The 25,620-nt window shown below is 67.4% G+C and carries 24 protein-coding genes; 8 read left to right on the plus strand and 16 right to left on the minus strand.

Annotation, left to right across the window (positions count from 1 at the left end):
• The 3 genes from BLQ10_RS15400 to BLQ10_RS15410 form a co-directional block, all read right to left on the minus strand.
• On the minus strand, positions 1 to 1,101 hold the full coding sequence (locus BLQ10_RS15400) for a hypothetical protein (protein WP_091563538.1): 1,101 nt from the start codon (positions 1,099 to 1,101) through the stop codon (positions 1 to 3).
• Between the two features lie 111 nt (positions 1,102 to 1,212).
• On the minus strand, positions 1,213 to 2,211 hold the full coding sequence (locus BLQ10_RS15405) for a glycosyltransferase family 2 protein (RefSeq protein ID WP_175558645.1): 999 nt from the start codon (positions 2,209 to 2,211) through the stop codon (positions 1,213 to 1,215).
• A 1-nt stretch (position 2,212) separates the two neighbouring features.
• Positions 2,213 to 3,037, minus strand: a complete 825-nt coding sequence (locus tag BLQ10_RS15410) for a glycosyltransferase family 2 protein (protein ID WP_091563672.1) — start codon at positions 3,035 to 3,037, stop codon at positions 2,213 to 2,215.
• A gap of 619 nt (positions 3,038 to 3,656) precedes the next feature.
• On the opposite strand from BLQ10_RS15410, the gene BLQ10_RS15415 reads away from it, so the two are divergent.
• Positions 3,657 to 4,382: a glycoside hydrolase family 16 protein gene (locus BLQ10_RS15415; RefSeq protein ID WP_254785593.1), complete on the plus strand. Its 726-nt coding sequence runs from the start codon at positions 3,657 to 3,659 to the stop codon at positions 4,380 to 4,382.
• Between the two features lie 75 nt (positions 4,383 to 4,457).
• Here the strand turns inward: BLQ10_RS15415 and BLQ10_RS15420 are convergent, their stop codons facing one another.
• The gene (locus tag BLQ10_RS15420; RefSeq protein ID WP_091563540.1) at positions 4,458 to 5,369 is read right to left on the minus strand and encodes a metallophosphoesterase; all 912 of its coding nucleotides are present in this window, start codon (positions 5,367 to 5,369) and stop codon (positions 4,458 to 4,460) included.
• Between the two features lie 528 nt (positions 5,370 to 5,897).
• Here BLQ10_RS15420 and BLQ10_RS15425 point away from each other — a divergent pair.
• The 3 genes from BLQ10_RS15425 to BLQ10_RS15435 all read left to right on the plus strand — a co-directional run bounded on the left by BLQ10_RS15425 (position 5,898) and on the right by BLQ10_RS15435 (position 7,488).
• Entirely contained in the window at positions 5,898 to 6,449 is a 552-nt protein-coding gene (locus tag BLQ10_RS15425; RefSeq protein WP_091563542.1) for a YceI family protein, read from the plus strand.
• A gap of 82 nt (positions 6,450 to 6,531) precedes the next feature.
• Positions 6,532 to 6,945, plus strand: coding sequence for a YccF domain-containing protein (locus BLQ10_RS15430; RefSeq protein ID WP_091563544.1), 414 nt, complete (start codon positions 6,532 to 6,534; stop codon positions 6,943 to 6,945).
• A 69-nt stretch (positions 6,946 to 7,014) separates the two neighbouring features.
• Entirely contained in the window at positions 7,015 to 7,488 is a 474-nt protein-coding gene (locus tag BLQ10_RS15435) for an SRPBCC family protein (RefSeq protein ID WP_091563545.1), read from the plus strand.
• A gap of 46 nt (positions 7,489 to 7,534) precedes the next feature.
• Here BLQ10_RS15435 and BLQ10_RS15440 read toward each other — a convergent pair whose 3' ends face one another.
• The 7 genes from BLQ10_RS15440 to BLQ10_RS15470 form a co-directional block, all read right to left on the minus strand.
• On the minus strand, positions 7,535 to 8,404 hold the full coding sequence (locus BLQ10_RS15440) for a DUF4031 domain-containing protein (RefSeq protein ID WP_091563547.1): 870 nt from the start codon (positions 8,402 to 8,404) through the stop codon (positions 7,535 to 7,537).
• A 141-nt stretch (positions 8,405 to 8,545) separates the two neighbouring features.
• Positions 8,546 to 9,037 carry a carboxymuconolactone decarboxylase family protein gene (locus BLQ10_RS15445; RefSeq protein WP_091563548.1) on the minus strand — a complete coding sequence of 164 codons (492 nt, stop codon included), beginning with the start codon at positions 9,035 to 9,037 and terminating at the stop codon, positions 8,546 to 8,548.
• Positions 9,038 to 9,621: 584 nt separating this feature from the next.
• Complete coding sequence (locus tag BLQ10_RS15450; protein WP_091563550.1) at positions 9,622 to 10,635, minus strand: glycerate kinase; 1,014 nt, start codon at positions 10,633 to 10,635, stop codon at positions 9,622 to 9,624.
• A 4-nt stretch (positions 10,636 to 10,639) separates the two neighbouring features.
• Complete coding sequence (locus BLQ10_RS15455; protein WP_091563551.1) at positions 10,640 to 11,572, minus strand: 3,5-dioxohexanoate:acetyl-CoA acetone transferase; 933 nt, start codon at positions 11,570 to 11,572, stop codon at positions 10,640 to 10,642.
• 97 nt (positions 11,573 to 11,669) lie between these two features.
• Positions 11,670 to 12,434: an SDR family oxidoreductase gene (locus tag BLQ10_RS15460; protein ID WP_091563553.1), complete on the minus strand. Its 765-nt coding sequence runs from the start codon at positions 12,432 to 12,434 to the stop codon at positions 11,670 to 11,672.
• 83 nt (positions 12,435 to 12,517) lie between these two features.
• Positions 12,518 to 13,837 carry an MFS transporter gene (locus BLQ10_RS15465; RefSeq protein ID WP_254785594.1) on the minus strand — a complete coding sequence of 440 codons (1,320 nt, stop codon included), beginning with the start codon at positions 13,835 to 13,837 and terminating at the stop codon, positions 12,518 to 12,520.
• Positions 13,838 to 14,009: 172 nt separating this feature from the next.
• Positions 14,010 to 15,068: a LacI family DNA-binding transcriptional regulator gene (locus BLQ10_RS15470; protein WP_091563555.1), complete on the minus strand. Its 1,059-nt coding sequence runs from the start codon at positions 15,066 to 15,068 to the stop codon at positions 14,010 to 14,012.
• Between the two features lie 520 nt (positions 15,069 to 15,588).
• Between BLQ10_RS15470 and clpB the strand changes: the two genes are divergently transcribed.
• On the plus strand, positions 15,589 to 18,246 hold the full coding sequence (clpB, locus tag BLQ10_RS15475; protein WP_091563556.1) for an ATP-dependent chaperone ClpB: 2,658 nt from the start codon (positions 15,589 to 15,591) through the stop codon (positions 18,244 to 18,246).
• A 132-nt stretch (positions 18,247 to 18,378) separates the two neighbouring features.
• On the opposite strand, the gene BLQ10_RS15480 is transcribed toward clpB, so the two are convergent.
• Positions 18,379 to 18,990, minus strand: coding sequence for a septum formation family protein (locus tag BLQ10_RS15480; protein WP_139164255.1), 612 nt, complete (start codon positions 18,988 to 18,990; stop codon positions 18,379 to 18,381).
• A gap of 457 nt (positions 18,991 to 19,447) precedes the next feature.
• Between BLQ10_RS15480 and BLQ10_RS15485 the strand changes: the two genes are divergently transcribed.
• Positions 19,448 to 19,681 (plus strand): DUF3073 domain-containing protein, encoded by a 234-nt coding sequence (locus tag BLQ10_RS15485; RefSeq protein ID WP_018774150.1) that lies wholly within the window; start codon positions 19,448 to 19,450, stop codon positions 19,679 to 19,681.
• A gap of 282 nt (positions 19,682 to 19,963) precedes the next feature.
• Positions 19,964 to 20,746, plus strand: coding sequence for a VOC family protein (locus BLQ10_RS15490; protein WP_091563559.1), 783 nt, complete (start codon positions 19,964 to 19,966; stop codon positions 20,744 to 20,746).
• Between the two features lie 93 nt (positions 20,747 to 20,839).
• Here the strand turns inward: BLQ10_RS15490 and purM are convergent, their stop codons facing one another.
• The 3 genes from purM to BLQ10_RS15505 all read right to left on the minus strand — a co-directional run bounded on the left by purM (position 20,840) and on the right by BLQ10_RS15505 (position 24,159).
• The gene (gene purM / locus BLQ10_RS15495) at positions 20,840 to 22,012 is read right to left on the minus strand and encodes a phosphoribosylformylglycinamidine cyclo-ligase (protein WP_091563561.1); all 1,173 of its coding nucleotides are present in this window, start codon (positions 22,010 to 22,012) and stop codon (positions 20,840 to 20,842) included.
• Positions 22,009 to 23,712, minus strand: coding sequence for an amidophosphoribosyltransferase (gene purF / locus BLQ10_RS15500; protein WP_091563563.1), 1,704 nt, complete (start codon positions 23,710 to 23,712; stop codon positions 22,009 to 22,011). The genes purM and purF overlap by 4 nt, the downstream gene beginning before the upstream one ends.
• Before the next feature lie 63 nt (positions 23,713 to 23,775).
• Positions 23,776 to 24,159, minus strand: coding sequence for a hypothetical protein (locus BLQ10_RS15505; RefSeq protein ID WP_091563564.1), 384 nt, complete (start codon positions 24,157 to 24,159; stop codon positions 23,776 to 23,778).
• Positions 24,160 to 24,248: 89 nt separating this feature from the next.
• Between BLQ10_RS15505 and BLQ10_RS15510 the strand changes: the two genes are divergently transcribed.
• Positions 24,249 to 25,097 carry a class I SAM-dependent methyltransferase gene (locus tag BLQ10_RS15510; protein WP_254785595.1) on the plus strand — a complete coding sequence of 283 codons (849 nt, stop codon included), beginning with the start codon at positions 24,249 to 24,251 and terminating at the stop codon, positions 25,095 to 25,097.
• On the opposite strand, the gene BLQ10_RS15515 is transcribed toward BLQ10_RS15510, so the two are convergent.
• A complete protein-coding gene (locus tag BLQ10_RS15515; protein WP_091563566.1) occupies positions 25,098 to 25,532 on the minus strand; it encodes a DUF6855 family protein in 435 nt (144 codons plus the stop codon).
• Positions 25,533 to 25,620 lie beyond the last annotated feature (88 nt).

Consider the following 25,620-nt stretch of genomic DNA (forward strand, 5'->3'; position numbering starts at 1 on the left):
TCACTCATCCAGTTTTGAACGAACCAGATTCGCGATGAAGTCAGAGGCCTGGTCCGCTGACCAGGCGGCGGGCAGCCGGAGCAGCCAGCAGGGAACGTCCTCCAGGGCCCGGCGCACCACGGCTGCCTTCTGGCCGAAATGCTCCTCCAGGGGGACGAGGCTGGTGGCGCCGAGGGCCTCGACGAGCCGCCGCGACACCATGGGCAGTTCCGAATGGAAGTTGCCGACGATCCGGGACGTCATCCACTCCGCGCTTCGTGCCTCCAGCCGCGCGTCCGCGCCGTCGAAGCGCTCAAGGAAGATGGCCAGCTGTGCCGGCGCCGCGGACGAAATCCGCTGCGCTCCGAAGACCTGCTCCGGTTGCACCATGCGGTGCTCGGGGGACCAGCGCCGGGTGAAGGCGGCTGTCTTCGGATAGCGGACAATGACCGGATGGACCGCCGTGGCCAGGTGTGCGACGGGCGTCGTCAGCCATCCGGGGGCCAGGGGCTTGCGCGTGCCCCGGAACATGTCCGGGTAGATGGCGCGGTGGTGGGGTTTGATAAACATCGGTTTGGCGTAGCCCATGAGCATTCCGCCGGCGCCCATGAAGGCCCAGTCGTCTGCCATGAACCGCACGTCGCGCATGGCGACCAGCTTCGCCACCGTGCTGGTCTTTCCGACTCCTCCCCAGGCCGGCAGGAGCACTCCGGAGCCGCGGAAGTCCACCACCGCGGCATGGATCATCGCCGCATCCTCCTCGACACACAACCGGTCCAGCAACGGAATCACAGAGGTCAGGAGCTCGCCGGCGCCTTCGATCCGGTACCCGTCCTTCGTCTCGATAATCTGGACGCGGTCCGCCGGAATATAGAGGGACTCCCCGGTGAACCGGTAGGCATCCTCCGCATGCGACTGGCTGGAAATCGGCGTTATCTTGGCGCCGATTGTGATCCGCCGTGGCGCGCTGGAACTCCCAAGGAACGGGGCGAGCATGTCCCTGAGCTGCGGTTCTCCTGGCGTCCCGGCCTCCACTTCGATGCCCACGATCCCGTGGACATCGAAGGAGGCTCCGGCAGAGGCGCCGATCGGCTTTTTCACGTCGCGTTCAGGTTGGCTCATGATCCAAGCTTTCTCGGGTCGGGTTCCTGCGGTCAGGTGGTTCCGGGTGCAGGGGCTGCACTGGGCGTTTTACCGGGCGGTGTACAGGGACGGGCACCCAAGCTGCGCGATTCACTGGACTTCCCTCCAAGGCTCTTCGGCCGACACCGCGGCCGCTTTCAGCGGCGCCGCCGCGGCAGGCAGGCGGCGGCCGCGTACATAGCCGGTCGCGGTGGCCGCGAGCACGGCGACGATGGTTGCCGCCCGGCCGAGCCCGGCACGGTCCCCGCCGCCGAGCCAGCCGCGGATTCCGGCAAACACTGCACGTGGCAGGACCTGCCGGACATAGCGCCGTTCGGGACCGAGCGCCCGTTTGTGACCGACCATCCTGCTGACCTGCGCCTTGGAAATCCCTTCGGCCCAGGAGCGTGCAAGCATGTAGCGCAGGGTGCCGCGCTCGACAGGAACGTGGTGGTGCACCAGGGCAGCAGGCTCATAGACCACACGGGATCCGGGCGCCCCGATCACTGCGCGGATGCACAGTTCGGTCTCTTCGCAGCCCAGCGGGACGGCGTCCTGGCGTCCCAAGGCTGTGTTGAAACCGCCGACCCGGTCCAGGACTTCGGCACGGAAAGACATGTTCGCGCCAATGACATTGCGGACTTCGGCGGCGACTTTGGGCAGCCCCCGGTACGTGCAGCCGACAATCCAGTCGAGCTCGTTGGCGAAGTGGCCCGGCCGCCCGGCTTCCCAGAGCGGCTCCACCCGGCCGCCCACAGCCAGAACGTCGGGATCGTCGTACAAGGCCGCGAGCCGCTCGAGCCAATCCGGCTCGGCTTCGGCATCATCATCAAGGAAGGCCACGATCTCCGCCTTGGCGATGCCCGCTCCGGTGTTGCGGGCCCCGGAGAGGCCCTTGGGTCCGGTGTTCTCGACAATTATGGCGTCCGGGACAGTGAAAATCAGGCGCTTGTACAAGTCGACGTTGTAGTCGACGACGACGATCGTCTGCTTGGGCGGGACGGTCTGGGTGCGGATCGAGTCCAGGGCGCCCATCAGCCTGTCCCACCGGTCCTCCGAATAGGAGCAAATGACCACGGATACTGCCGGGAAGCTGGAGTCCTCGGACATCTTATTCGCCTGCCCGTACGCCCAGAACGCTGCTGGGATCGGTGGGAACGTGGGGGAACACCTCGCTGTGGTACTTGTACTTGACTCGCCGCAGGGCTTCGGGACGGGCACCGGCGGTCGGAGCCTCCCAGCTCACGCGCTCGCGGGCAAGGGTGCGGAGGACCCGCCAGCCGTCCCGGAACGTGTGCAGGTTCGACTGACCCGAAATGCGGGACAGTTCATGGCTGGGAACCTCGGCAATGCGGAGGCCGGCCCGTGAGGCCCGCACGATCAGTTCAGTTTCGATCTCGAAGCCGTCCGACTCCAGCTCCAGAATCTCAACGCATTCGCGGCGCAGGGCGATGTAGCCGTAGCAAAGGTCCGAGTAGTCGCTGTGGAGGACGGCGTTGGCGAGCCGGGTGAGCATCTTGTTTCCCCCGCTGCGCAGCCAGGTGAGATCGTCCGAGCCGCCGCCCGTGACATAGCGGGAGCCTTTGACGAAGTCGTATTCATGCTGGAGCGGAGTCACCAGCCAGCCGATCTCCTGGGGGTCCATGCTGCCGTCGCCGTCCAGCATGACGATGATGTCCCCGGAGGCCGCGGCAAATCCGGCCCGCACGGCGTTTCCTTTGCCGGGGCGGGATTCTGCCACCACCACGACGTCCAGGCGCAAGGCCCGGGCCACATCGACTGTGCCGTCCAGGGAACGGCCATCAACAATTACCACCTCATCCACATAGGAGGGCATACGCCGCAGGACCCAAGGCAGGTTCATTGCCTCGTTCAAGGTGGGGATCACCACACTGACTGAGGGATTTGCCGGCGGGGGCGTCGTTTGGGGCCGCACGTTTGGCTTGAGATTCGGGATGGACACTGGCCTCACCACTCAATAACGTTTTCCGCTCGTCTCAACTGCAGCGCTTTCCGACTCCTCCAGCCGGAAAATAGACCCAAGGCTGACGCTGAACGGTTGAAGACAACTTATTGATGTACCCCAGGGTTAAAGTTTGGTCACGCCACCTTGCATTAACCTTGGATTAACTTGAAACGTCAACTTAAAATGAAAGAAAACCGTTGATGCGCGCTGGCCTCCATGCGACACTGTCCGAATGCGGACACGCGTTATAAGGGGGCGCGTGCCGGCAAGCCGCCGGCATCTCGTCATTTTCCGATTCATGGCGGTTCCCGCCATGGTCCTGGGCCCAGTCCTGGCCCTGGCGGCATGCGGCGCGGATGGTGCTCCTCGGAGCGAGCGGCCGCTCTTCACGTCCATTTCGGCGTCGCCGGCCGGACCGTCAGGCTCCCAAGGCACTGGCACTACGGACAATGGCTCCACGTCGGGGGCGCCGACGGGAGCTCCGGAAGGTGGTGCGGCGACTGGGGCCGCCCCGGCATCGGGAAGTCCGCGCGCGCCCCAACCCGCAGCCGGCCCGGCCCCTCTTCCGGTCCGGACCACGGATGTGAGAATGACCGGTGACCTGCCCGGCTGGAAGCAGGTCTTTGTCGAGGACTTCTCCGCCGGCGACGTCCCGCTGGGCCGCTTCCCCGGCCCGCTCTACAGCGCGCAGTGGAGCGCCGGCTACAAGGACGGGACTCCGGACACTGCCGGGCAACGCAGCGGCGGCAAGTCCGGCTACTACCCGTCCAAGGTGCTGAGTGTCCGCAATGGCTCGCTGGATTGGTACCTGCACTCGGAGAACGGGATCTCGATGGGGGCGGCGCCGACGCCCAGGATCCCCAACGCCAGCTCCAACCCGCCGCGTGCCAACAGTCTCCTTTATGGCCGGTACTCCGTCCGCTACCGGGCGGATGCGCTGCCTGGATTCAAGACGGCATGGCTATTGTGGCCGGACAGCGGCGTCTGGCCCCGGGATGGCGAGGTGGACTTCCCCGAAGGGGACCTGGCGGCAATCATTTACGGCGCGGTCCACTATGAGCGGAACGGCGCGGATGCCTGGGATAAATTAGATTCCGACCAGTCCGTAACATCGTGGCATGTGGCCACGATGGAATGGAGTCCCGGGCGGGTCGAGTTCTTCCTTGACGGGCGGTCCCTGGGCGTCAGCACCAAGGCGCCGACGTCGCCCATGCACCTGATCTTGCAGACCGAGTCCTGCCTGACCGGGTGCCCGGCCCCGGCGGCCCAGGGGCGCGTTTCGCTCGACTGGATCAGCATCTGGGTGCCGGCTTGAGGCTCTAGGAGGCCCCCGGCGGACTACACGGCGGATCACGCGGCGGATTACCGGCGTCCGAATGCTGGTGGCGGATCACTTGCGCCGGAGCGTGAAGGAATCCGAGAAGGTGTAGCCGTCTGCGGGAACGAACCGGGCGGCAAGTTCATCCACCGTGGCCGTGACGTCCAGGGTCCCGAAGGCCGGTTCCCGGTTCTTTCCGGATGTGCTGGCGAAATAACGCATTTCCGGGTCATCGGATCTCACGTCGTAGAGTCCCACGCCGCCAACGCCAATGGTGGCGAACACGGTCCCCGAGCCCTGGACCATGGCGCCATCGGTATCGGCCAGGCATCCGGAGGTGAAGCTGGCGGGAATGAGTTCCGCGCAGCTGCCGCCCGTGGCCAGTTGATGCGTCCGCTGATAGACGTGGTCGTGGCCGGACAGAACCAGGTCCACCTCCTTTTCGATCAGCATGTTCGTCAAGTCCTGCCCCGCCTGGCAGTCATAGTTGCCAACGCTCAGGCACGGCGTATGCATGCCCACCACCGTCCAGGGGATGTTCTGCGATTTGGCCTCGTCGATGGCGTCAGCGGTCCAGCGCCAGCGCTCGCTGCCCCTTGAGTAGTCCAGCGTCTCACCGCCCCGGAATTCGATGCCGGGGGAGACCAGAATGAAGCGGACAACAGGATTCTGCTCCGGGACATCGACGCGCCACTGCGTGCCGTATTCGCCCTGGAGGCCGGGCAGTTTGTTGGGCAGGCACTGGACAAATTTTTCGATGTCGCCGTCGTGGCCGTCACTCTCGTGGTTACCGGTCACGAGTTGGTAGGGGAATTCCTCGCCGAGGCGGCCCGTGACCATGTCGCAGAACTGCTGTTCGAGCCCGGCCTTGTAGGCGAAGTCGCCGAGGGCGAGGTTCAGGTGGGGATTGAGGCCGGCAACGACGTCGAGAACCTTCTCGGCGCCCGAGCCGACGCCGATGTCCCCTTGGGCGGTGAAGTGCACGGGCTCGCCGGTCGCCGGCGCGGCAGACGACGACGGCGGTGGGGTTGACGGTGCGGACGACGGCGGTGCGCTTGACGACGGCGGTGCGCTTGACGACGGCGGGGCCGGGCTCGGCCTCGGTGCGGGTTCCGGCGGGCCGGGCTGGCAGGCCGACAGCAACAGGCCCAGGCTCAGCAAGAAAGCGCCGACGGCCGCCTTGCCACGTTTCCCCAAGGACCCGGCCACGATTCCTCACATCACTTGGTTGATCAGGACTGTGCGAATAGTTCTGCGAAATTCGGTGATTGCCCGGCATTTATAGGCCAGAGTAGCCCGGTCGCGAAGCGATGGCCAGAGAACGCGTCGGCCCCGGATCGCGGAATCCGCCGTCGGAAATCCGGAAGTCCCAAGCCAGCGCGTACACCCGGTGCCCCGCGTCAAGGGCCGGCGGGACCTACCCCGGGACGGGCTTCCTCGTTAGCATGCAGAGTGGGGAACACCCCGATCGCCCCGGCGGGACAGGCCCGCCACCGCTCGAAGGAGACCGTTGTGACTCTGCCCGAAGGTTTGACCCCCGGAGTGTGGACACTGGACATGTCCCACAGCGAAATCGGCTTCAGCGTCCGCCATGCGGGCATCAGCAAGGTCCGTGGCCGGTTCAACGAGGCCTCCGCCGAGGCAAGGGTGCGCGAATCGCTGGCCGACGCCAGCCTGCACGCCACGGTCAAGACCGCCAGTTTCGATTCGGGGGACGCCAACCGCGATGGCCACGTCCGCGGCCCCGATTTCTTCGATGTCGAGACGTACCCCGACATGACGTTCCGGGCCACCGGGATCCGGGGCGACGGGGAGGACTACGTGCTGACCGGAGAGCTCACGATCCGCGGCGTCACCAAGCCCGTGGAACTCGAAGTCGAGTACACCGGCGTGGCGGTGGACCCCTTCGGCGCCACCCGCGCCGGGTTCAGTGCTGAGACGGACATCAGCCGGAAGGAATTCGGCCTGACCTGGAATGCCGCTCTCGAAGCGGGCGGGGTGCTGGTCAGCGACAAGGTCAAGATCAACGTTGAGGCCGCCATGGTCAAGCAGGCCGATACTTAAGCGGCGAAGAGGCTCGAGAGTCAGGGATTTTTCCGGGTGAACCACTGATCCGAATGTCACTCCTACGGGCGAGAATGAATCCATGAAGACACTCCTGAACATCATCTGGCTGCTCTTTGGCGGCCTGTGGCTGGCCCTTGGATATTCCGTGGCCGGCGTCGTCTGCTGCATGCTGGTCGTCACCATTCCGTGGGGGCTGGCCTCGTTCCGCATCGCGTCCTACGCCTTGTGGCCGTTTGGCCGCATGGTGGTGGACAAGCCCGGCGGATCCGGCATCTTTGCCCTGCTGGGAAATGTCATCTGGCTGCTTGTGGCCGGCATCTGGATCGCGATCGCGCACGTCGTCACGGCCTTCGCCATGGCCATCACGATTGTCGGCATCCCGCTGGCGATTGCCAACCTCAAGCTCATCCCCGTCTCGCTGATGCCGCTCGGCAAACAGATCGTTCCGAGCAATTCGCGCTACGTGGTGGCCTACAGCCCCAGCCGACGCTAGGGCGGCAGCGCAGCCGGCGGGGCCGAGGGGCGCTTCCCTGTCAGTCCAAGCAATCCGAGGGAGAGGACCATGAGCGAACCGGCGTCCGGGGACACGGACCTCATACTTGTCATTGTCCGCGAGTTCAGGGCCCCGATCCAGGGTGTGTGGTCCGCGTTGACGGACCCGGACCAGGCTCCGCAGTGGTGGGGCCCGCGCGGCTTCCACGTCCCGCGCGAGAGCGTCGACGCGGACCTCGAAGTCGGCGGCCTGTACCGCGCCTGCATGATCCAGGACAGTACCGGGGAACAATTCTGGTGGAGCGGGGTGCATACCGATGTTGAGCCACCGCACCTGTTCATGTTCACCCACGCCTGGGACAGGCCCGACGGCACCCGCGGCTTCGAGACCGAGGTCACGATCCGGTTGCAGGAGATCGACGGCGGCACCCAGATGACATTCACCCAGGGGCCGTTTGACTCCGCGGCCAGCCGCGACCGACACGGCGAAGGGTGGCGTGAGTCGTTTGACCGGCTTGCGAATCACCTCAGCGTCGCCGCCTGAGCCTCACCGGCCAGCCGTGGGCCGCCAGTTGGCTGCCGGGACGCCGTCAGGCGAGCTCGCCCTGCAGGTTGCGGCGGGCCGCCTCCAGCCACAGACCGCGGGCACGGTCAGTATGGAAGAGCGGATCGAGCTGCAGCAGCTGGCGGACGACGCCGGCGCGGCCGGCGGCGAAGTCGGCGTCGCCGATATGCGCGAAGTCTTCCCGGACGGCGGCGAGGTAGCGGGCGTAGGCCTCCGGCTCCCCGCCGAGGACGGAGAGATCGGCGTCGCTGAGCAAGGCGCCGCCGTCGTCCCCGGGCTCCGGACGGTGGTCTGCCGTCAGCAGCACCAGACGCACCACTTCGTCCACTTCGGCGAGCGGGAGGCCGGCATGCCGGAGCCGGTCTTCGGCCAGCCGCGCCGATTCTTCCTCGTCCTGTCCCGCCACGCCGCGGTAGACGGCGTCGTGGAACCAGGCGGCCAGCACCACGGCACGGGGCGGATCGGCCGGATCGCACAGCAGGTCCAGGGCCTCCAGCACCGCCAGCAGATGGGTGCGGCCGTGGTACTTCCTGTGCTCCTCGCCCCAGCGGTCCAGCAGGTCCAGGAACAGGGCGTCGTGGCCCGGCAGTGCCTCGTTCCAACGGTTCAGGAGCGGGACCCGGAGGGCCTTTCCGCGCTGGCGGGCCGGGATCCGCAACCCGCTGGCGATCAGTTTTCGGACGAGGACCCGGCCCTCCACCGGGAGGGCGCCGGCCGCCACCAGGGCCTCGTACCGGGCCTCGGCGACGTCGTAGTGGTCACCGTCGAACGCTCGCTCAGGGATGCCGGCGGCCGCGGCGAAGGCGTGCAGCTCCGCGAGCGATGTGTCCGAGACCAGGTGGGAAAAGCGGGTTCCGTGGGCAGGCCAGAGCGGCGGATCGACGTAGACGGCCATGGGGGCAGTCTAACCCCGTCCGCGGGGCTACGGCCGGTGGCCTGGCGGGTTAGCGGGGTTTAATCGCGGGCGGCGCGGACCGGGTGCTGGGTTGGCCGGGTTAGTCGCGGGCGGCGCGGACCGGGTGCTGGGTTGGCCGGGTTAGTCGCGGGCGGCGCGGACCGGGTGCTGGCTGACGATGGAAACCCGGTTGAATGCGTTCATCGTGATCGCCAGCCAGCTAACGGCGGAAAATTCGTCGGCCGTCAGGTGCCGCCGGGCCTGTGCGCCTTCGTGGTCGCGGGCGTGGACGTCAGAGATGGTGGTGATGGCCTCGGCCAGCGTCAGGGCCGCGCGTTCCTTCTCGGAGAAAAGAGTGGTGTCGCGCCATGCGGGGAGCACAGCCAGGCGCTGGGCCGACTCGCCGTTCTTGACGGCATCGCCCACGTGCATGTCCAAGCAGTAGGCGCAGCCGTTGATCTGCGAAATGCGGACATTGAGCAACTCGATCAGCGTCCCGTCCAGCCCGGCCTCGGTGGCGGCCTCCTTGGCTTTCAGGCCCAGCCCGTTGAGCGCGCGCCAGGCAGCAGGGTGCGCCTTGTCGAGGAATACATTCCGCTGCTCGGGATCCTGCGGTGCCGCCGTCTCATTCATGGATTCCACAATACCGACGAGTTTCGGCACCACTCGGAGCGGCGTGTGACAATTTTGTCAAACATGTGACAAGCTTTGGTGGTGGGAGTGTTTGGTCCGGTGGCCGGTTCCTTGGGGGACCCAGCCGCCGGACCGCTCCTTCCGAACGTGGCCGAGCTTCGCGCCCCCAAGCTCCGCCGGGCCGAGCCGCGTCGAGCTCCGCGGAGCTGACCTTCGCCGGAACTTGTTGGGGGACATGTCCAGCCGTGCGGGCCAGGAGAGCGCATGTCCCGTGGCCACATCTAGCAGCGTGGGACATGTCCCGTCTTCGCGCCCGGGAATGGGCACATGGGGAGTATGCCCACTGGTGCGGGCCATCGGAGGGCATGTCCCGTGGCCACACCTAGCAGCGCGGGACATGTCCAGTCTTTGGCCACCGGGGCACGCCAACGGAGGACATGTTCAATGGTGACGCGTGGCGGCGGGAGGGCATGTCCCGTGGCCACATCTAGCAACGTGGGACATGTCCAGTCTTCGCGCCCGGGAATGGGCACATGGGGAGTGTGCCCACTGGTGCGCGTCAGCGAAGGGCATGTCCCGTGGTCTCACGTGTAAGCACGAGCCGCAGTAGAAGCAGGAGTAGGAGTAGCCGCCCCGACCAATTCGGCCCCTGCCGCCTGCATGGCTGCCGGGTCTCCGGCCACAATGATGCCGGCAAAGCTGTCCGCGTCGTCGCCAAGGTCCGGATCCACCGATCCCACCACCGCGTACACCGGTTTGGCGCCGGCGCGGCCCAAGATGGCGGCAATGATCTTCCCTTGGCCTGTCTGGGAATCCAGCCGGCCCTCGCCGACCACCACCGCGGTGCTTGTGGCCAGTTCCGCGTCGAAGCCCAGCAAATCCAGCACATAATCCGCGCCCGACACCAGGCCGGCGCCGTAACGGGCCCACATGCCGCCAGAGAAGCCGCCGGCCGCGCCAGTCCGGTCCACCAGACGGGGATCGCGGCCGTAGTCCCGGACGAACTCCGCCGCGAGCAACTCGAGTCTGCGCGTCAGCAGCTCAACCGCGGCCGGCCCGGCGCCCTTCTGCGGCCCGAACACGCGGGCGGCGTCCGAGAATCGTGTCGTGACATCGCTCAGGATCACCAACTCGGCGCCGCGGAGTCCGCCGCGTTCCTCGATCGCTGCGATGGCGCCGGCCCCGCCGTCGGTGGTCGCCGAGCCACCTGCTGCCACCACGATGCGGCGTGCGCCGTGCCCGGCGGCCTCCGCAATCAGGATGCCGGTGCCGTACGTGCTTGCCGTCAGCGGATTCCGGTCGCCGCCGGAGGGCAGGTTCAGGCCGCTCGCGAAGGCCAGTTCGACGACGGCGGTCCCGTCGGCGGCCAGCCCGATCGCCGCTTCCACGGCTTCGCCCCACGGCCCCACAGTGCTGATCCTGACCGGCCGGGCGTCCAGGCCGCGGACCAGGACGTCGAAGGTTCCCTCGCCGCCGTCGGCCACTGGCAGTTCGCGGGGAGACCCGCCGGCCGCCCGGATGCCGGCTGCGATGTGGCCGGCCACCTCGGCCGCGGTGAACGTGCCCTTGAAGCTGTCCGGGGCCACCAAAATGCTCATCGGCTCAGAAACCTACGTTGTCCCGGCCCTTGAGCTGCAGCATCTGCCGCGCCTCGTCGGGGGTGGCGATCTCAAAGTTGAGGGCTTCCAGGATGGTGCGGATCCGGGTGACCTGTTCGGCATTGGACGCGGCGAGCTGTCCCGGCCCGATCCACAGCGAATCCTCCAGACCCACCCGGACGTGGGAACCCATGGCGGCACCGATCGTGGCGAGCGGCATCTGGTTCTTGCCGGCGCCCAGGATGGACCATTCATAGTCCTTGCCGAGCAGCCGGTCGGCGGTGCGGCGCATGTGCATGAGGTCCTCGGGGTGCGCGCCGATGCCGCCGAGCAGGCCGAAGACCGACTGGACGAACAGCGGACCCCTGGCCAGCCGACGGCCGTGGAAGTGCGCGAGGTTGTTCAGGTGCGAGATGTCGTAGCACTCGAACTCGAAGCGTGTGCCGTTCTGGTTGCCGATGCCCAAGATGGTCTCGATGTCCTGGAACGTGTTCTTGAAGACGAGATCGCGGCTCTTTTCGAGCCCTTCGCGCTCCCAGGCGTGGCCGAACTCGGTGAAGCGGTCCAGCATCGGGTACAGCCCGAAGTTCATCGAGCCCATGTTGAGCGAGGCGAGCTCCGGCTTGAAGAGGGCCGCCGGCTGCATCCGCTCCTCGACGCTCATGTGCGGGGAGCCGCCCGTGGTGATGTTGATGACGGCGTCGGTGTTGCGCTTGAGCTTGTCCAGGATCGGGGCGAAATGCTCCGGGTCCTGCGAGGGGCGGCCGTCTTTCGGGTCGCGGGCGTGCATGTGCACAATCGCGGCGCCCGCCTCGGCGGCGCCGATCGCGGCGTCGGCGATCTCGTCGGGGGAGACGGGCAGGTGCGGGGACATGGACGGGGTGTGGATGGCGCCGGTAACGGCGCTCGTGATGATGACCTTGCGGGCAGCAGCCATGGGAATGTCTCCTTGGGAGGGCGGGACGAGGTGGGTCGGGGCGGGCGTGGACGGCGGGTCGGGGCGGGCGGATCCCGGCGTCCGTTCAGTTAAAAGGTCAGTAGAGTTTTTCGGTGTTGCCGTCCACGGCGAGAGCCTGGCCGTTGACGTTGCGGGCCATGTCGCTGGCCACGAAGACGGCCATGTTGGCGATGTCCTCGGCCTCGATCAGCCGGCCCAGCGAGGACTGGTTGTTGTAGAGCGCGGATACTTCGTCCGCCGGGAGACCCAACATCCGGGCTTTGGCGGCGATGACGGCGTCGATGCGGGGGCCGTTGACGGCGCCGGGGCAAATGGCGTTGACGCGGATGCCGTCCGGGCCAAGTTCGATCGCGAGGGTCTTGGTCAGCCCGACGACGGCCCACTTCGACGCCGAGTAGGCGCTGCGGCCGGCCATGCCCAGCCGCCCGGCCGCCGAGGACAGGTTCACGATGGAGGCGCCGGTGCCCTCGCGCAGCAGGGGCAGGGCCTGCTTGATGCAGAAAAATTGGCCATGGATGTTGACGTCGAAGGTCGCCTTCCAGGCCGCGGCGTCGAGGGATTCCAGGGGGCCCGTGGGCCCGGCGATGCCGGCATTGTTGACGAGGACGTCCAGGCCGCCCATTTCTTCCCGGACAGTGTTCATGAGCCCGCGGACCTGGTCCTCGTCCGAGACATCGCTGACGGCGGCCAGGAGCCCGTTGACGCGGGCCTTCTCGACGGCGTCGGGGTCGATGTCGGTGACGAAGACGGCGGCGCCGAGTTCCCGGAACTTGTTGGCGATGGCCAGGCCGATGCCGTTGGCTCCGGCGGTGACCAGAACGCGCTTGGCGGTGAAATCCATGAGTTTTCCTTGCGGTGGGATGGTTTGCGGGCGCGTTCCGGACGCGCTGCGGGGCGCGTCCGGAACGGGTGGTGAGGTGTGGTTCAGTGTGCCGCGGGGACACTTTCGGGCTTCTCCGCGCCGCGTTTGAGCAGCAGGGACAGCAGCGCGCCAATGACGCACATGGCCACGATGAACCACAGGCCGGAGAGTTTGGAGCCGGTGGCGTCCTGCATGAAGCCCATGACGTAGGGGCCCAGGAAGCCGCCGCAGAGGCCGATGGTGTTGACGAAGGCGATGCCGCCGGCGAGGGCGGCGCCGCTGAGGCGGGTGGCCGGGTAGGTGAAGAGGATCGGCTGCAGGGCGAAGAAATTGAAGGCGGCGAGGCAGAAGCCGATCATGCCGAGGAGCGGGCCCCCGACGGCACCGAGCGCGAAACCGGCGACGATGCCGGTCATGGTGCCGGTGACCAGCATCCGGGAGCGGCGGCCGTCGGTGGCGAAGCGCGGGACCAGCAGGGCGCCGGCCGCGGAGAAGATCCAGGGGATAGCCGTGAGCAGGCCGATTTGCAGCGGGCCGAGCTTGCCGTACGTGCCAATGATGGAGGGCAGGAAATAGGAGAGGGCGTAGACGGCGATCTGGTGCGTGAAGTAGACGCCGACGACGAGGAGGATCTGCTTGTCCTTCAGGGCATCGCGGAGCCTGTGGTTGCCGGAGGCCTCGGCGCCGGCGGTTTCCTCGGCGGCAATGCGGGCCTCGAGATCGGCGGCTTCCTCGGCGGTGAGGAACGTTGCCTTGCTGGGGCGGTCCGGGAGCTTCTTCCAGACGACGTACGCGAGGACGCACGCCGGGAGGCCTTCGACGAGGAACATCCACTGCCAGCCGTGCAGGCCGCCGAGCCCGTCCAGAGTGAGCAGCAGGCCGCCCAGCGGGGCGCCGACGATGTTGGCGATGGAGACGCCGAGCAGGAACATCCCGTTGGCCTTGGCCCGGTCCTTGACCACGAACCACTGCGTCAGGAAGTACATGACGCCCGGGAAGAGTCCGGCCTCGGCCACGCCGAGCAGCATGCGCATGATGTAGAAGGACCATTCGCCCTGGACGAAGGCCATGCCGGCGGAGATGATGCCCCACGTGATCATGATCCGCATGATCCAGAACCTGGCGCCGACCTTGTGCATGATCAGGTTGGACGGGATTTCGGACAGTGCGTAGGTCAGGAAGAACAGCCCGGCACCGATGCCGTACGCGGTGGCCGAGATGCCGAGGTCGATCTCCAGCCGGTCCTTGGCCATGCCGATGTTGGTGCGGTCCAGGAAGGCCATGATGTAGGCGCCGATCAGCAGCGGCATGACGCGGCGTAGGATCACGCCGTTGATTTCCTGCGGTGTGCGCATCTTCTTTGGTGCGGATACAACTGTCATGGGTCGGGGTCCTTGGATAGGTGTTCGGGATACGTGGGCAGGTCGGGTGCGCGGAAAATGGGCAAACTGAAGGCATGGGGCCGCGGCGGTGCGCGCGGCGCCTGGTTCGTCAGGGATTCCTGAACGTCTGGGGCTGGCCGCGGACGGGCCTGCCGGCGTGTGGCGCCTGGCCTCAGATGTCCGGCGGCGTGCAGCCGCACGTCCGCCCGACGTGCAGGCGGTGCCGGCACACTTTCGAGGTGTAGGTGGCGGACGGGGAATCGATGCGTTTGAGCAGCATGGCAAACGCCTCGTTGGCCATTTCCTGCTGCGGTTGGACAATGCTGGTCAGGTTGATCAGTCCGGAGCGGCTGTGGGGCAGCCCGTCGCAGCCAGCGACGGCGACGTCGTCCGGGATGCGCAGGCCGCGGGACAAGGCGTATTCCATGACGCCGATGGCAAGTTCGTCGCTGCCGCACACCACGGCCTGCGGCGGCGTTTCGGCGGAGAACAGCCGTTCCGCCGCCAGCCGGCCGCCCTCGTTGTTGACCCTGGTGCTGATCTTCCGGTCGCCGCTGATCGTGATGCCCGCCGCGGCGGCCGTGCGGACAAACGCCTGTTCGCGGGCCAGTGAGGCCGTGGAGAAGCGGGGGCCGATTACGGTGGCGATTTCGGTGAAGCCGTGGCTGAGCATGTGCTGCATCAGTGTGGTGGCGGCGGCGTCGTCGTCGATCCCGACGAAGTCCGAATCGAGGAAGTCTGCCCGCCGGGACAGACATACGTAGGGGATCCGGGCCGCCCTCAGGGTACGGAGCGCGGTGGCGTCGTCCCGGAGTGAGGCGGCCAGGATGATGCCGTCCACGTTGCGGTGCGCGAGCGTTGAGGTGACCTGGGCGAGCACTTCCGGATCGTCCTGGGTGGTGGCGACGAACACTTCATACCCGGACTCCGCCGCGGCCGTGATGACGCCCTGCGCCCAGCGCGGAAACATCGGATTGATGATGTTCGGCAGGATTAGCCCGATGACCCGGGTCCGCTGCGGGTCGGTTGACTGCGAGGGCTTACGGGGCCTGAAGCCGAGCTCGTTCGCAACGTGGATGATGTGGCGCCGTGTCTCTGGCGAGACGCCGCCCTTGCCGTTGAGGACGTAGGAAACCGCGGCCGGGGAAACCCCTGCGGCCCGGGCAACTGCGGCGGCCGAAACCAGCGCCACGGGGCCGTTCACGGTGGCGCTTGTGGCGTGTTCGTGCATGTCCGGCCCTCCTTCGCGTCGGTTCGAGTTTCTGTGACCCCAGTTACAGTAAGGATCCCGTCCATCGTTAAGCAACGTTAAGTCATTCAAGCCGACCCCGCGGGGTGGCGGCCGCGGGACATGCCCATTCGTGGCACCAGGCTGGCTGCGCATGCCCATTGTTCGAGCCCAGGCCAAGGGGACATGCTCATTCTTGGCCCCCGGGCCGAGAGGACATGCTCATTCTTGACGCCCAGGCCGAGGGGGCATGCTCATTCTTGGCGCCTGGGCCGAGAGGACATGTCCAGCCTTAGGCCCGGGCAGTGGACATGCTGGGATTATGTCCAGTCTTCGGGCCCGGGGGAGGGCATGTCCCCCGGCCCGGCGGCTGCGCCCAGGCCGGTGCGCGCCGGGCCCGCGGGCAGTCCGCCCCTAGACAGGCGTTTCGCTGTCGGCAAACATGGAGCCAGCGTCCCTCATTGCAAAGTTGAGCGATGTAGACTCAACTCTGACATCAGGTCCATTCCGGAAGGAGCCCTCTTTGGACGCCAAATTCACCACCAAGAGCCAGGAGGCCCTCGCGGCCGCCGCCATGAACGCCTCGACCGCGGGAAACCCGCAGCTTGAGCCCGCTCACCTGCTGAAGGCGCTCATGGACCAGCGGGAGGGCGTCGCCGTCGCACTGCTCCGGGCCACCGGCGCAGACCCGGACGCAGTCAGCGTCCAGGCGAGCACCGCCATCAAGGCCCTTCCGTCGTCGTCCGGGGGCAGTGTGCAGCAGGCGCAGTTGTCCCGGGCCGGGCTGCAGGCGATCAAGAATGCCCAGAACGAGGCGGAGCGCCTCGGGGACACCTTTGTTTCCACCGAACACTTGCTGCTGGGCCTTGCCGCCGGGAGCGACGGCGTGGGGAAGCTCCTGCGCGAGGCCGGCGCCTCCCATGAGGCGCTGCTGGCCGCCCTGCCGGGCGTTCGGGGCGACCGCAAAGTGGACAACGCCGACCCGGAGAACGCGTTCCAGGCACTGGAAAAGTATGGCACCGACCTCACGGCGGTCGCCCGCTCGGGCAAGCTGGACCCGGTGATTGGCCGCGATGCCGAGATCCGGCGCATCATCCAAGTGCTGAGCCGCCGCACCAAGAACAACCCCGTCATTATCGGCGAGCCCGGCGTCGGCAAGACCGCCGTCGTCGAAGGCCTCGCCCAGCGGATCGTGGAAGGCGACGTCCCCGAAAGCCTCCGCGGCAAGACCCTGATCGCACTGGACCTAGCCTCGATGGTGGCCGGAGCCAAGTACCGCGGCGAATTCGAGGAACGGCTCAAAGCTGTCCTCGAGGAAATCAAGGGCTCCGAGGGGCAGATCGTCACCTTCATCGACGAGCTCCACACGGTGGTGGGTGCCGGCGCCACCGGGGACAGCTCCATGGATGCCGGCAACATGCTCAAACCCATGCTGGCCCGCGGGGAGCTGCGGCTGATCGGTGCTACCACCCTGGACGAGTACCGCGAGAACATCGAAAAGGATCCGGCCCTGGAGCGCCGCTTCCAGCAGGTCTTCGTGGGCGAGCCCAGCGTCGAGGACACCATCGGCATTCTGCGCGGGCTCAAGGAACGCTACGAGGCCCACCACAAGGTGTCCATCTCCGACTCCGCCCTCGTGGCGGCCGCGACCCTCTCCAACCGGTACATCTCCGGCCGGCAGCTGCCGGACAAGGCAATCGACCTCGTGGACGAGGCCGCGTCCCGGCTGCGCATGGAAATCGATTCCGCCCCGGAGGAGATCGACCAGCTCCGGCGCCAGGTGGACCGCCTGACCATGGAGGAACTGGCCCTGGCCGGCGAGACAGATCCCGCCTCGATGGAACGCCTTGCGGCCCTGCGCGCGGACATGGCGGACAAGAAGGAGGAGCTCGCGGCCCTGAACGCCCGGTGGGAGGCCGAGAAAGCCGGCCTGAACCGGGTGGGCGACCTGCGGGCCAAGCTCGACGAGCTCCGTTCCGCGGCCGACAAAGCCCAGCGCGAAGGGGACCTCGAGACGGCGTCCAGGATCCTTTACGGCGAGATTCCCGCCCTGGAACGGGAACTGAACGCCGCCGCCGAGGCCGAGGCGGCCGTGCCCGACAAATCGAGGCAGATGGTGGCCGACGAGGTCACCGCCGATGACATCGCCGAGGTGATCTCGGCCTGGACCGGCATCCCCGCGGGGCGCATGCTGCAGGGCGAGAGCCAGAAGCTGCTGAACATGGAGCACGTCCTGGGCGAGCGGCTGATCGGCCAGAAGAAGGCCGTCGCCGCGGTCTCCGACGCTGTGCGCCGTGCCCGCGCCGGGATCAGCGACCCCAACCGGCCCACCGGCTCGTTCCTGTTCCTCGGCCCCACCGGCGTCGGCAAGACCGAGCTCGCCAAATCCCTCGCGGACTTCCTCTTCGACGACGAGCGCGCGATGGTGCGGATCGACATGTCCGAATATTCGGAGAAGCACTCCGTGGCCCGGCTCGTCGGGGCGCCCCCCGGGTACGTCGGCTACGAGGAAGGCGGCCAGCTCACCGAGGCAGTGCGGCGGCGCCCGTACTCGGTGCTGCTGCTGGATGAAGTGGAAAAGGCCCACCCGGAGGTCTTCGACATCCTCCTGCAGGTGCTCGACGACGGCCGGCTGACCGACGGTCAGGGCCGCACCGTGGACTTCCGCAACGTGATCCTGGTGCTCACCTCGAACCTGGGCAGCCAGTTCCTTGTGGACCCCAACCTCGACGCCGCGGCCAAGAAGAACGCCGTCATGGCGACCGTGAACGCCTCCTTCAAGCCGGAGTTCCTGAACCGGCTCGATGAGGTGGTGCTGTTCGATCCCTTGAACGTGGAGGAGCTGTCCCAGATCGTGGAACTGCAGGTCAAGGAGCTGGGCGAGCGGCTCAAGGGCCGCCGGCTGAACCTCGAGGTTACCGAGGGTGCCCGCGCCTGGCTGGCCGTTTCCGGCTTCGATCCCGCGTACGGCGCCCGGCCGCTGCGCCGTCTGGTGCAGCGCGAGATCGGCGACCGGCTGGCAAAGGCCATTCTGGCCGGCGAAATCACCGACGGCGACACCGTCCTGGTGGACACCGCGCCGGACCTTATGGAACTCACGATGGGCGGGCTGGAGGACAGTGGCCTGCCCGACGGCGGCTCAGCCACCGGCAGCGGGCTCTCGGTCCGGCGCAAGGAGTAAGCGCCGCCGGCTAGCGCGCCAAAAAACGCCACCGGCAGCCGGGCTGGTCCCGGCTGCCGGTGGATTGGGGTCGTGCGCTATGCCTGCGCGCCAAGGCCATGCGCTAAACCAGTGCATTAAAGCCGGGCAACGCTAGGGCAGCAGGGACTCCTTGATGACATTCCCGGCGGTGGTCACGGCGTAGCAATCGACTCGACGGTCGCCCATTCCCCAGCTGCGCGAGCTCGGGTAGGCCAACTTGTAGCTCAGGTCGTAGTCGCCGGCCTTGTCCGTCAGCGGAGCTGCCTTGCAGGCATCGCGCGCTTTCTGCTTGAGCGGTTCGCGGCCGGGATAGGAATCATCTGCCCCGTACTTCTCCACGGCAACCAGCTGCGCCGAGTGGCCGGTGGCGCAGTTCACCACGGTGGACTGTTGCGCATCCGGATCGAAATCCTTGAAGCAGTCCCGCAGCTGGAAGTCCAGGGGGCTGACGCCTTCCAGCGGCAAGGCTCCGCGGCTGGCCGGGGCCGACACCGACGAAGCTGCGGGGGCCGGACTGCCGCTTTCGGGGGAGGGCTGGCCGCTGCCGGCAAATGCGGCCACAGCCCACCAGACCAGAAGCCCCATCGCGACGAGAACGGCCGCGGCCGCGCCGAGCCGCTTTGGCCCTTGCCGTCGGATCCGGCGGACTAGGGGGCGGGCTCTGCGGGCCAGGGGGCGGGCTCGGCGGGCCAGGGGGCGCGCTCGCTGTGAAAGTGCGCTCATGACCCCGGCGAAGGTGAGGCCCGAGGGCTTCGCCGCTGCAGGTGCCGCTGAACGATTCGTTGACCGCGGGGGGTCGGCCGTAATGACGGGCAGGGCGGACGTTGGCGGCCGCGAAGGCGGCGGCGGGATGGACCCGGCGTCGTACCTTGGATTCTCTTCAGTCACTGAGAAATTCACCACTTCCGTGCGTCTTTGCCGGGGCTGGAGGCCCGGCGTCGCGGCCCTTTTCCGGGCGCACATCACGAAACTCTATCGAAGATGCGCGGAACGGCGCATGTGCCGGTGGCCGCGGCCACCGTGGCGGGAGGCGCCACACTGTCCACAGGGGGCAGGCCGGCGAGCAGTTGACGCCGAAAGCATGTAATCTAGGTGTACGACAAATTGACCAAACATTCCGGGGCCTCACCTATCGCCAAAGGTGACCACCTCCGGTCCAAGTACAAAAGGGGGTCACGCCATGGGGCGCGGCCGTCAAAAGGCAAAAGCTACCAAGCAGGCTCGGGATATCAAGTACTACTCCCCGAACACTGACTATTCGGCCCTTCAGCGCGAGCTCACGGGCCCGGGAAGTCGTGCCACGAGCCACTTCGCGGATGACCCGGTCGAGCCGGATTATTCAGCGTATGTGGATAAGTACGCGGACGATGTGGAAGACGACGACGACGAGGTAGATTCCCGTCGTATAGGTTAGTCGACGCTTCCTTCCGGGAGTTTTCTCCGGGGGATCCTTCAGGCACTGCGGTGCCAGCCAAAGATTTTCAGGCCGCCGGCCACACCTGATTCAGGTGTGGCCGGCGGCCTTTCTTGTGCCCGTCGCGGTGGGACTTGGGATCGGTCCCGTCGCATCGAAACGCCCGCCGTTTCCGCTGGTGCGCCGTGGTTTCGCCAGGGCAGTTGTCACCGACGGGGCCTCGGGCTAGGTTGTTGGTGCCGGATTTTCCCGGACTCGACCCAGATGCCCGGAAGGACTGCCATGACCATGCGCACAGGATTCGCTGAGGGTGAGCTCTGCTGGACGGACCTCCAGACCAGCGATGTGGAGGCAGCGAAGGCCTTCTACGCGGAGGTTTTCGGCTGGCGGTACGAAGATCTGCCCACCCCGGACGGGCGCAGCTACGCGAAGGCCTTCCTCGGCGATGCCTTGGTCACCGTGCTCGCGCCGCAGACCCCCCAGCAGGACGCTGCGGGCGAACCGGGCCGGTGGAACGTATATTTCGCGGTCGACGACGCCGGGGACCTGGCCGACGAACTGGCCCATTCCCCCGGGCAGCTCGACTTCGGCCCCGAGGCGATCGGAGACACCGGCGTCATGGTCTTCTTCGCCCCGCCCGGCGGCGGGACCACAGGGGCCTGGCAGGCGGGCAGCCACTTCGGGGCCGGCCGGAGCCAGGAACCGGGCACCCTGGCCTGGGCCGAGCTGCTCACGCCGGAGCCGCAGGCCGCCGTCGGCTTCTTCCAGCAGCTCTTCGGGCACGAGGTGACCGAATACCCCCAGGACGACGGCGGCACGTACACCACGCTCATGGTGGGCGGCGCCGAAGTGGCCGGCATCGCCCGGGTTCCCGGCGATGCGCAGGACACCCTCGAGCCGGGGTGGCAGGTCTATTTCGGCGTCTCCGACGTCGCGGAGGCGGTGCAGGCTGCGGTGGCCGCGGGCGGCGTCGTGCTGATCGGACCGGACGAGGCCGAGGAAGCCGGGACCATCGCCACGCTCAAGGACCCGCAGGGCGGCGTCTTCAGCCTGCTGGAGGTTTAGGGCCGCGGCTTAAACACATCGAGTGCTCCAATACGGCCCCTTTGAAGGTTCAAAAGGGCCGTATTGGAGCACTCGATGGCGCTGCCGCAGAGTTTAGGCGTAGGCGTTGACCAGCCGGACGGCGCCGCCGTCGACGCCCTTGGCGCCCTGGACGTAGTCCGGGCCCGTCTTGTCGACTGAATCCGAGTTCTGCTCGACGGTGCCCATGACCCAGGACGGCAGGCCGCGGTCGTTGAGCCGGTTGACCGCGGCGTCGGCCGCTTCCGGCGAAACAATGGCCACCATGCCCACGCCCAGGTTCAGGGTGCGCTCCAGATCGGCCAGCGGCACGTTGCCGAGCTCGGCGACCAGCTTGAAGATGGCCGGAAGTTCCCAGGTGGAGCGGTCCACCGTGGCCAGCAGGCCCTGCGGGAGGACCCGGGCGAGGTTGGCCGCGAGGCCGCCGCCGGTTACGTGGCTGAAGCCGTGCACGGCCTTGCCGCCCGCGGCGGAGCTGTTGACCGGGAAGGTGCGGGCGAGGTCCAGGCAGTCCGCGGCGTAGACGCGGGTGGGCTCGAGGAGCTCCTCACCCAGGGTGCGGCCGAGCTCGGAGACCTGGCGGTCCAGTGCCCAGCCGGCGTGGTTGATGACGCGGCGGACCAGCGAGTAGCCGTTGGAGTGCAGGCCGGAGGAGGCCATGCCGATCACGACGTCCCCGGCGCGGACACGGTCCGGGCCGAGCAGCGCGTCGGCCTCGACCACACCGGTGGCGGCACCGGCGACGTCGTACTCGTGCTCACCGAGCAGGCCCGGGTGTTCGGCGGTTTCGCCGCCCACCAGGGCGGTGCCGGCGACCGAGCAGGCGGCCGCGATACCGCGGACGATGTCGGCGATCCGCTCCGGGACTACCTTGCCGCAAGCGATGTAGTCGGTCATGTAGAGCGGCTCGGCGCCCACGACGACGATGTCGTCCACCACCATGCCGACGAGGTCGAAGCCGATGGTGTCGTGGATGTCCATGGCCTGGGCGATTGCCACCTTGGTACCGACGCCGTCGGTGGAGGTGGCCAGCAGCGGGCGCTTGTAGGTGAGCAGCCGGGAGACGTCATAGAGGCCTGCGAACCCGCCGACGCCGCCGATCACCGAGGAGTTGTGGGTTGCCTTGACGGCATCCTTCATGAGTTCGACGGCGCGGTCTCCCGCTTCGACGTCGACGCCGGCGGAGGCGTAGGTGATGCCGGAGTTCTGGGCGGCGTTCATGTCAGCGGCCGGGGAGGCGGAAGTCATACTGGCTCTTTCTTGTCGGCTGTGGTGACGCGGTCGGCATCGGTGAGCAGTTCTTCGAATTCGGAGTCGGGCCCCGGGTCGCAACCGGTGGCGCCGGCCTTCTCGGCCGGATCGTCCTGGGCGTCGATGGCGGCGTCGGCGGCGGACGCCGCGGACGCAGTCGGTGCCGCGGACGGCGCCGCGCCGGAAACAGCCGCATCCGAAACGACCGTGGCGGCGGCGGGAAGGCCGCCGAGGTCCGTGCGCTCGAGCAGGTTCTTGCCGAGCTTGTCCGCACCGGGCAGCTCGATCGGGTACTTGCCGGTGAAGCAGGCGGTGCAAAGACGCTCGCGCGGCTGCCGGGTGGCGTCGATCATGCCGTCTTCGGAAATGTACGCAAGCGAGTCGGCGCCGATGGCCTGGGTGATTTCATCGATGGTGGCGCCGTTGGCGATCAGTTCCGCGCGGGAGGCGAAGTCGATGCCGTAGAAACAGGGCCACTTGACCGGCGGGGAGGAAATCTTGATGTGGACGCTTGCGGCGCCCGCCTCCCGAAGCATCCGCACGATGGCGCGCTGGGTGTTGCCGCGGACGATCGAGTCATCCACCACCACAACACGCTTGCCGCGGATCACGGATTCGAGGGCGTTGAGCTTGAGCCGGATACCGAGCTGGCGCAGCGTCTGCGAGGGCTGGATGAACGTGCGGCCCACGTAGGAGTTCTTGACGAAGCCGTGCGCGAAGGGGATGCCGGATTCCTCGGCGTAACCCACCGCCGCGGGGGTGCCCGATTCCGGCACCGGGATGACGATGTCCGCTTCCTGGGTGTTTTCGCGGGCCAGCTGGCGGCCCATTTCCACGCGGGATTCGTACACCGAGCGGCCCGCAATGGACGCGTCCGGGCGGGCGAGGTAAACGTATTCGAAAACGCAACCGGCCGGCGTCGCCTCGGCGAAGCGCTGCGAGCGGACGCCGTCCTCGTCGATCGCGATGAACTCGCCGGGTTCGATTTCGCGGATGAAGCTGGCACCGACGGTGGCGAGGGCGGACTGCTCGGAGGCAACCACCCAGCCGCGTTCCAGCCGGCCCAGGCAGAGCGGGCGGATGCCGTAGGTGTCCCGGGCCGCGTAGAGAGTGCCCTCATCCATGAAAACGAAGCAGAAGCCGCCCTTGATCTTGGGCAGCAGCTCCATGGCGGTCTGCTCAAGGGACTTGCCCTCTTCGCCCTCAAGGAGTGCGGTGACCAGGGCAGTGTCCGAGGTGTTGCCCTGCTTCATCTCGCCGCTGAGGTTTCCGCCGTTGCGGTCCTCGATCATCGCCTTGAGCTCGGCCGTGTTGGTCAGGTTGCCGTTGTGGGCCAAGGCCACGGTGCCCGTGGTCGTCGCGCCCAGGGTGGGCTGGGCGTTGGCCCAGTGGCTCGCGCCCGTAGTGGAGTAGCGGCAGTGGCCGACGGCCAGGTGCCCGGTCAGGGTGTTCAGCGTGGTCTCGTCGAAGACCTGGGAAACGAGGCCCATGTCCTTGTAGACGTTAATCCGCTTGCCGTCGCTGGTAGCAATACCAGCCGACTCCTGACCGCGGTGCTGCAGTGCATACAGCCCGTAGTAGGTGAGTTTTGCTACTTCTTCACCGGGTGCCCAGACCCCGAAGACGCCGCATGCGTCCTGAGGGCCTTTTTCGCCTGGGAGAAGATCATGAGAAAGTTTTCCATCGCCGCGTGCCACTGGTCGATTATCTCACGATGTGCGCTAAGACTTTTCCGGCGGCCGTTTTATGACCTGCCGCCCTCAGGGGCGGTTCCCGTCCTCGTCCGCGTCTGGTGCGGACTCGACGACGGCGCGCTCGGCGCGGCGGACGCTCATCCGGTCCAGGACCAGGGCGGCCGCGGCACCCAGGATGACTCCGCCGGCAGCGCAAAGGACCATGAAGAAGCCGAAGACCGAGCTGGCGTCATAGCTCGCGTCACCGGGAAGGGCATAGGCGATGATGGCCGCGGCGGCCACGCCCACGAGCCCGCCCAGAATCAGGAAGGGAACATATTTCGGTGCCCGGCGGACGGTGACCTCGCGGCGCTCCGGAACGCTGCCTGGAACGCTGCCTGGAACGTCGCCTGGCGCAGGTTCCCGCTGGGGGTCGGTGCCTGCTGTGCCGGGGGTTTCATGGGAAGACATGCCATTAAGCCTACTGCCCTTGGACTCATTGCCGGGGTCCGGTTCCCGGAGCAGACTAGGGCTACGTACAGACGAGCTAAGGAACCGCCATGTTAACCTCAGCCGCCCGCATTCGCGACCAGCAGCGCATGATCTGGGATGAGTTCTCGGCGGGCTGGAACAAATGGGACGCTGAACTGCTCGGCTGGCAGGCGCCATTCTGGGACGCGTTGCTCCAGGAGCTGCCGCTGCGGCCCGACTCCAGGGTGTTGGATGTCGCGGCAGGCGCGGGGGAACCCGGACTCACTGTGGCCGAGCGAGTGCCGGAGGGCAGGGTGGTCCTGGCCGACATCTCGGCCGGGATGCTCCGCGTGGCCGAGGGGAAGGCATCGGCCCGGGGCCTGACCAACTTGGACTTTGAGGTTTGCGACGCTGCCGCCTTGCCCTTCAGGGACAGCACGTTCGACGCCGTGTACTGCAGCTTCGGCCTTGTGTTCTTTCCGGTGATGTCCGCGGCCATGGCGGAGATGGCGCGCGCCGCCAAGCCGGGTGCCCGCGTTGGCGCCGTCGTCTGGGGGCGCGCGGCAGCAAACCCCTGGGCCAGCCTGATCCTGGGCACAATTGCCCGGCACCGGGAGCTGCCCATTCCGCCCGCAGGCACTCCCGGGCTGTTTCGCTGCGCACCAACCGGGTTCATGACCCGCATGTTTAAGGACGCCGGGCTGGCAGAGGTGACCGAGCGCCAGGTCAGCACCGACCTGGTGCACGAATCCCCCGAGCGCTACTGGGAGTTCATGACCGACATCGCGACCACCGTGGCGATGGGGCTGGCCAAGGCGGACCAGGAGTCGCGGGCCCTGATCCGCCAGGACGTGTTCGCGCTGCTGGGCCGGTACGAGCACGACGGCGCGATCCGGCTCCGGTCGACCGCAACGGTGGTGGCGGGAACAAAGGTCTAGCTAGGCGGGTGACGCCGGGCCGGACGCGTCCGCGATGATGGCACGCACGCTGTTGTTGCGTTGGTCGTGGGTCAGTTCCACGAGGCCCAAGGCCTCGAGCAGGGGCGGCAGGTACATCCCGAACCGTCCCCGGTAGCCCTTGCGCAGGCCGTACCACCCGCCCACGGGGTTTTCCGGGTCGCGGCCCCAGGCTTCCACCGTCCCCTCCGCAGCGGGCTTGTTTTCGTCGGCAGCGCCCAGCGGCACCCAGTCCACTTTTTCCATCAGCCAGAGGTGCAGGTCATCCAGTGCCCGGAGGTGGTACTTGAGGGTGGTAGATCCGACCTGGCACACCAGGGCCGGGGGATCGGACTCCTCGTCGCGGTACATCGAATACTCCGAAGTGCCCGGGGCCGTCTTGAGCTGCCAGGGATCCTGCTTGGTGCCGTTTGCCACGCTGTACCCGCCTTCTGCCCGGCCGGATGCCCGGCGCCGTTGGACCGAGCCTACCGAGCCATCCGGCGCGGGGCGAGGCCCGCGGCGA

The sequence above is a fragment of the Arthrobacter sp. ok362 genome (assembly GCF_900102785.1).
Lineage (GTDB): Bacteria > Actinomycetota > Actinomycetes > Actinomycetales > Micrococcaceae > Arthrobacter.

Excerpts from the sequence above, each read along its gene's own strand:
- BLQ10_RS15435 (WP_091563545.1), top strand. The coding sequence starts at position 7,015 with ATGAGCGAACCGGCGTCCGGGGACACGGACCTCATACTTGTCATTGTC.
- BLQ10_RS15455 (WP_091563551.1), bottom strand. The coding sequence starts at position 11,572 with ATGGCTGCTGCCCGCAAGGTCATCATCACGAGCGCCGTTACCGGCGCC.
- BLQ10_RS15440 (WP_091563547.1), bottom strand. The coding sequence starts at position 8,404 with ATGGCCGTCTACGTCGATCCGCCGCTCTGGCCTGCCCACGGAACCCGC.
- BLQ10_RS15490 (WP_091563559.1), top strand. The coding sequence starts at position 19,964 with ATGACCATGCGCACAGGATTCGCTGAGGGTGAGCTCTGCTGGACGGAC.
- purM (WP_091563561.1), bottom strand. The coding sequence starts at position 22,012 with ATGACTTCCGCCTCCCCGGCCGCTGACATGAACGCCGCCCAGAACTCC.
- BLQ10_RS15505 (WP_091563564.1), bottom strand. The coding sequence starts at position 24,159 with ATGTCTTCCCATGAAACCCCCGGCACAGCAGGCACCGACCCCCAGCGG.
- BLQ10_RS15470 (WP_091563555.1), bottom strand. The coding sequence starts at position 15,068 with ATGCACGAACACGCCACAAGCGCCACCGTGAACGGCCCCGTGGCGCTG.
- BLQ10_RS15430 (WP_091563544.1), top strand. The coding sequence starts at position 6,532 with ATGAAGACACTCCTGAACATCATCTGGCTGCTCTTTGGCGGCCTGTGG.
- BLQ10_RS15445 (WP_091563548.1), bottom strand. The coding sequence starts at position 9,037 with ATGAATGAGACGGCGGCACCGCAGGATCCCGAGCAGCGGAATGTATTC.
- BLQ10_RS15405 (WP_175558645.1), bottom strand. The coding sequence starts at position 2,211 with ATGTCCGAGGACTCCAGCTTCCCGGCAGTATCCGTGGTCATTTGCTCC.
- BLQ10_RS15465 (WP_254785594.1), bottom strand. The coding sequence starts at position 13,837 with ATGACAGTTGTATCCGCACCAAAGAAGATGCGCACACCGCAGGAAATC.
- BLQ10_RS15480 (WP_139164255.1), bottom strand. The coding sequence starts at position 18,990 with ATGAGCGCACTTTCACAGCGAGCGCGCCCCCTGGCCCGCCGAGCCCGC.
- BLQ10_RS15460 (WP_091563553.1), bottom strand. The coding sequence starts at position 12,434 with ATGGATTTCACCGCCAAGCGCGTTCTGGTCACCGCCGGAGCCAACGGC.
- BLQ10_RS15485 (WP_018774150.1), top strand. The coding sequence starts at position 19,448 with ATGGGGCGCGGCCGTCAAAAGGCAAAAGCTACCAAGCAGGCTCGGGAT.
- BLQ10_RS15510 (WP_254785595.1), top strand. The coding sequence starts at position 24,249 with ATGTTAACCTCAGCCGCCCGCATTCGCGACCAGCAGCGCATGATCTGG.
- BLQ10_RS15450 (WP_091563550.1), bottom strand. The coding sequence starts at position 10,635 with ATGAGCATTTTGGTGGCCCCGGACAGCTTCAAGGGCACGTTCACCGCG.
- BLQ10_RS15400 (WP_091563538.1), bottom strand. The coding sequence starts at position 1,101 with ATGAGCCAACCTGAACGCGACGTGAAAAAGCCGATCGGCGCCTCTGCC.
- BLQ10_RS15415 (WP_254785593.1), top strand. The coding sequence starts at position 3,657 with ATGACCGGTGACCTGCCCGGCTGGAAGCAGGTCTTTGTCGAGGACTTC.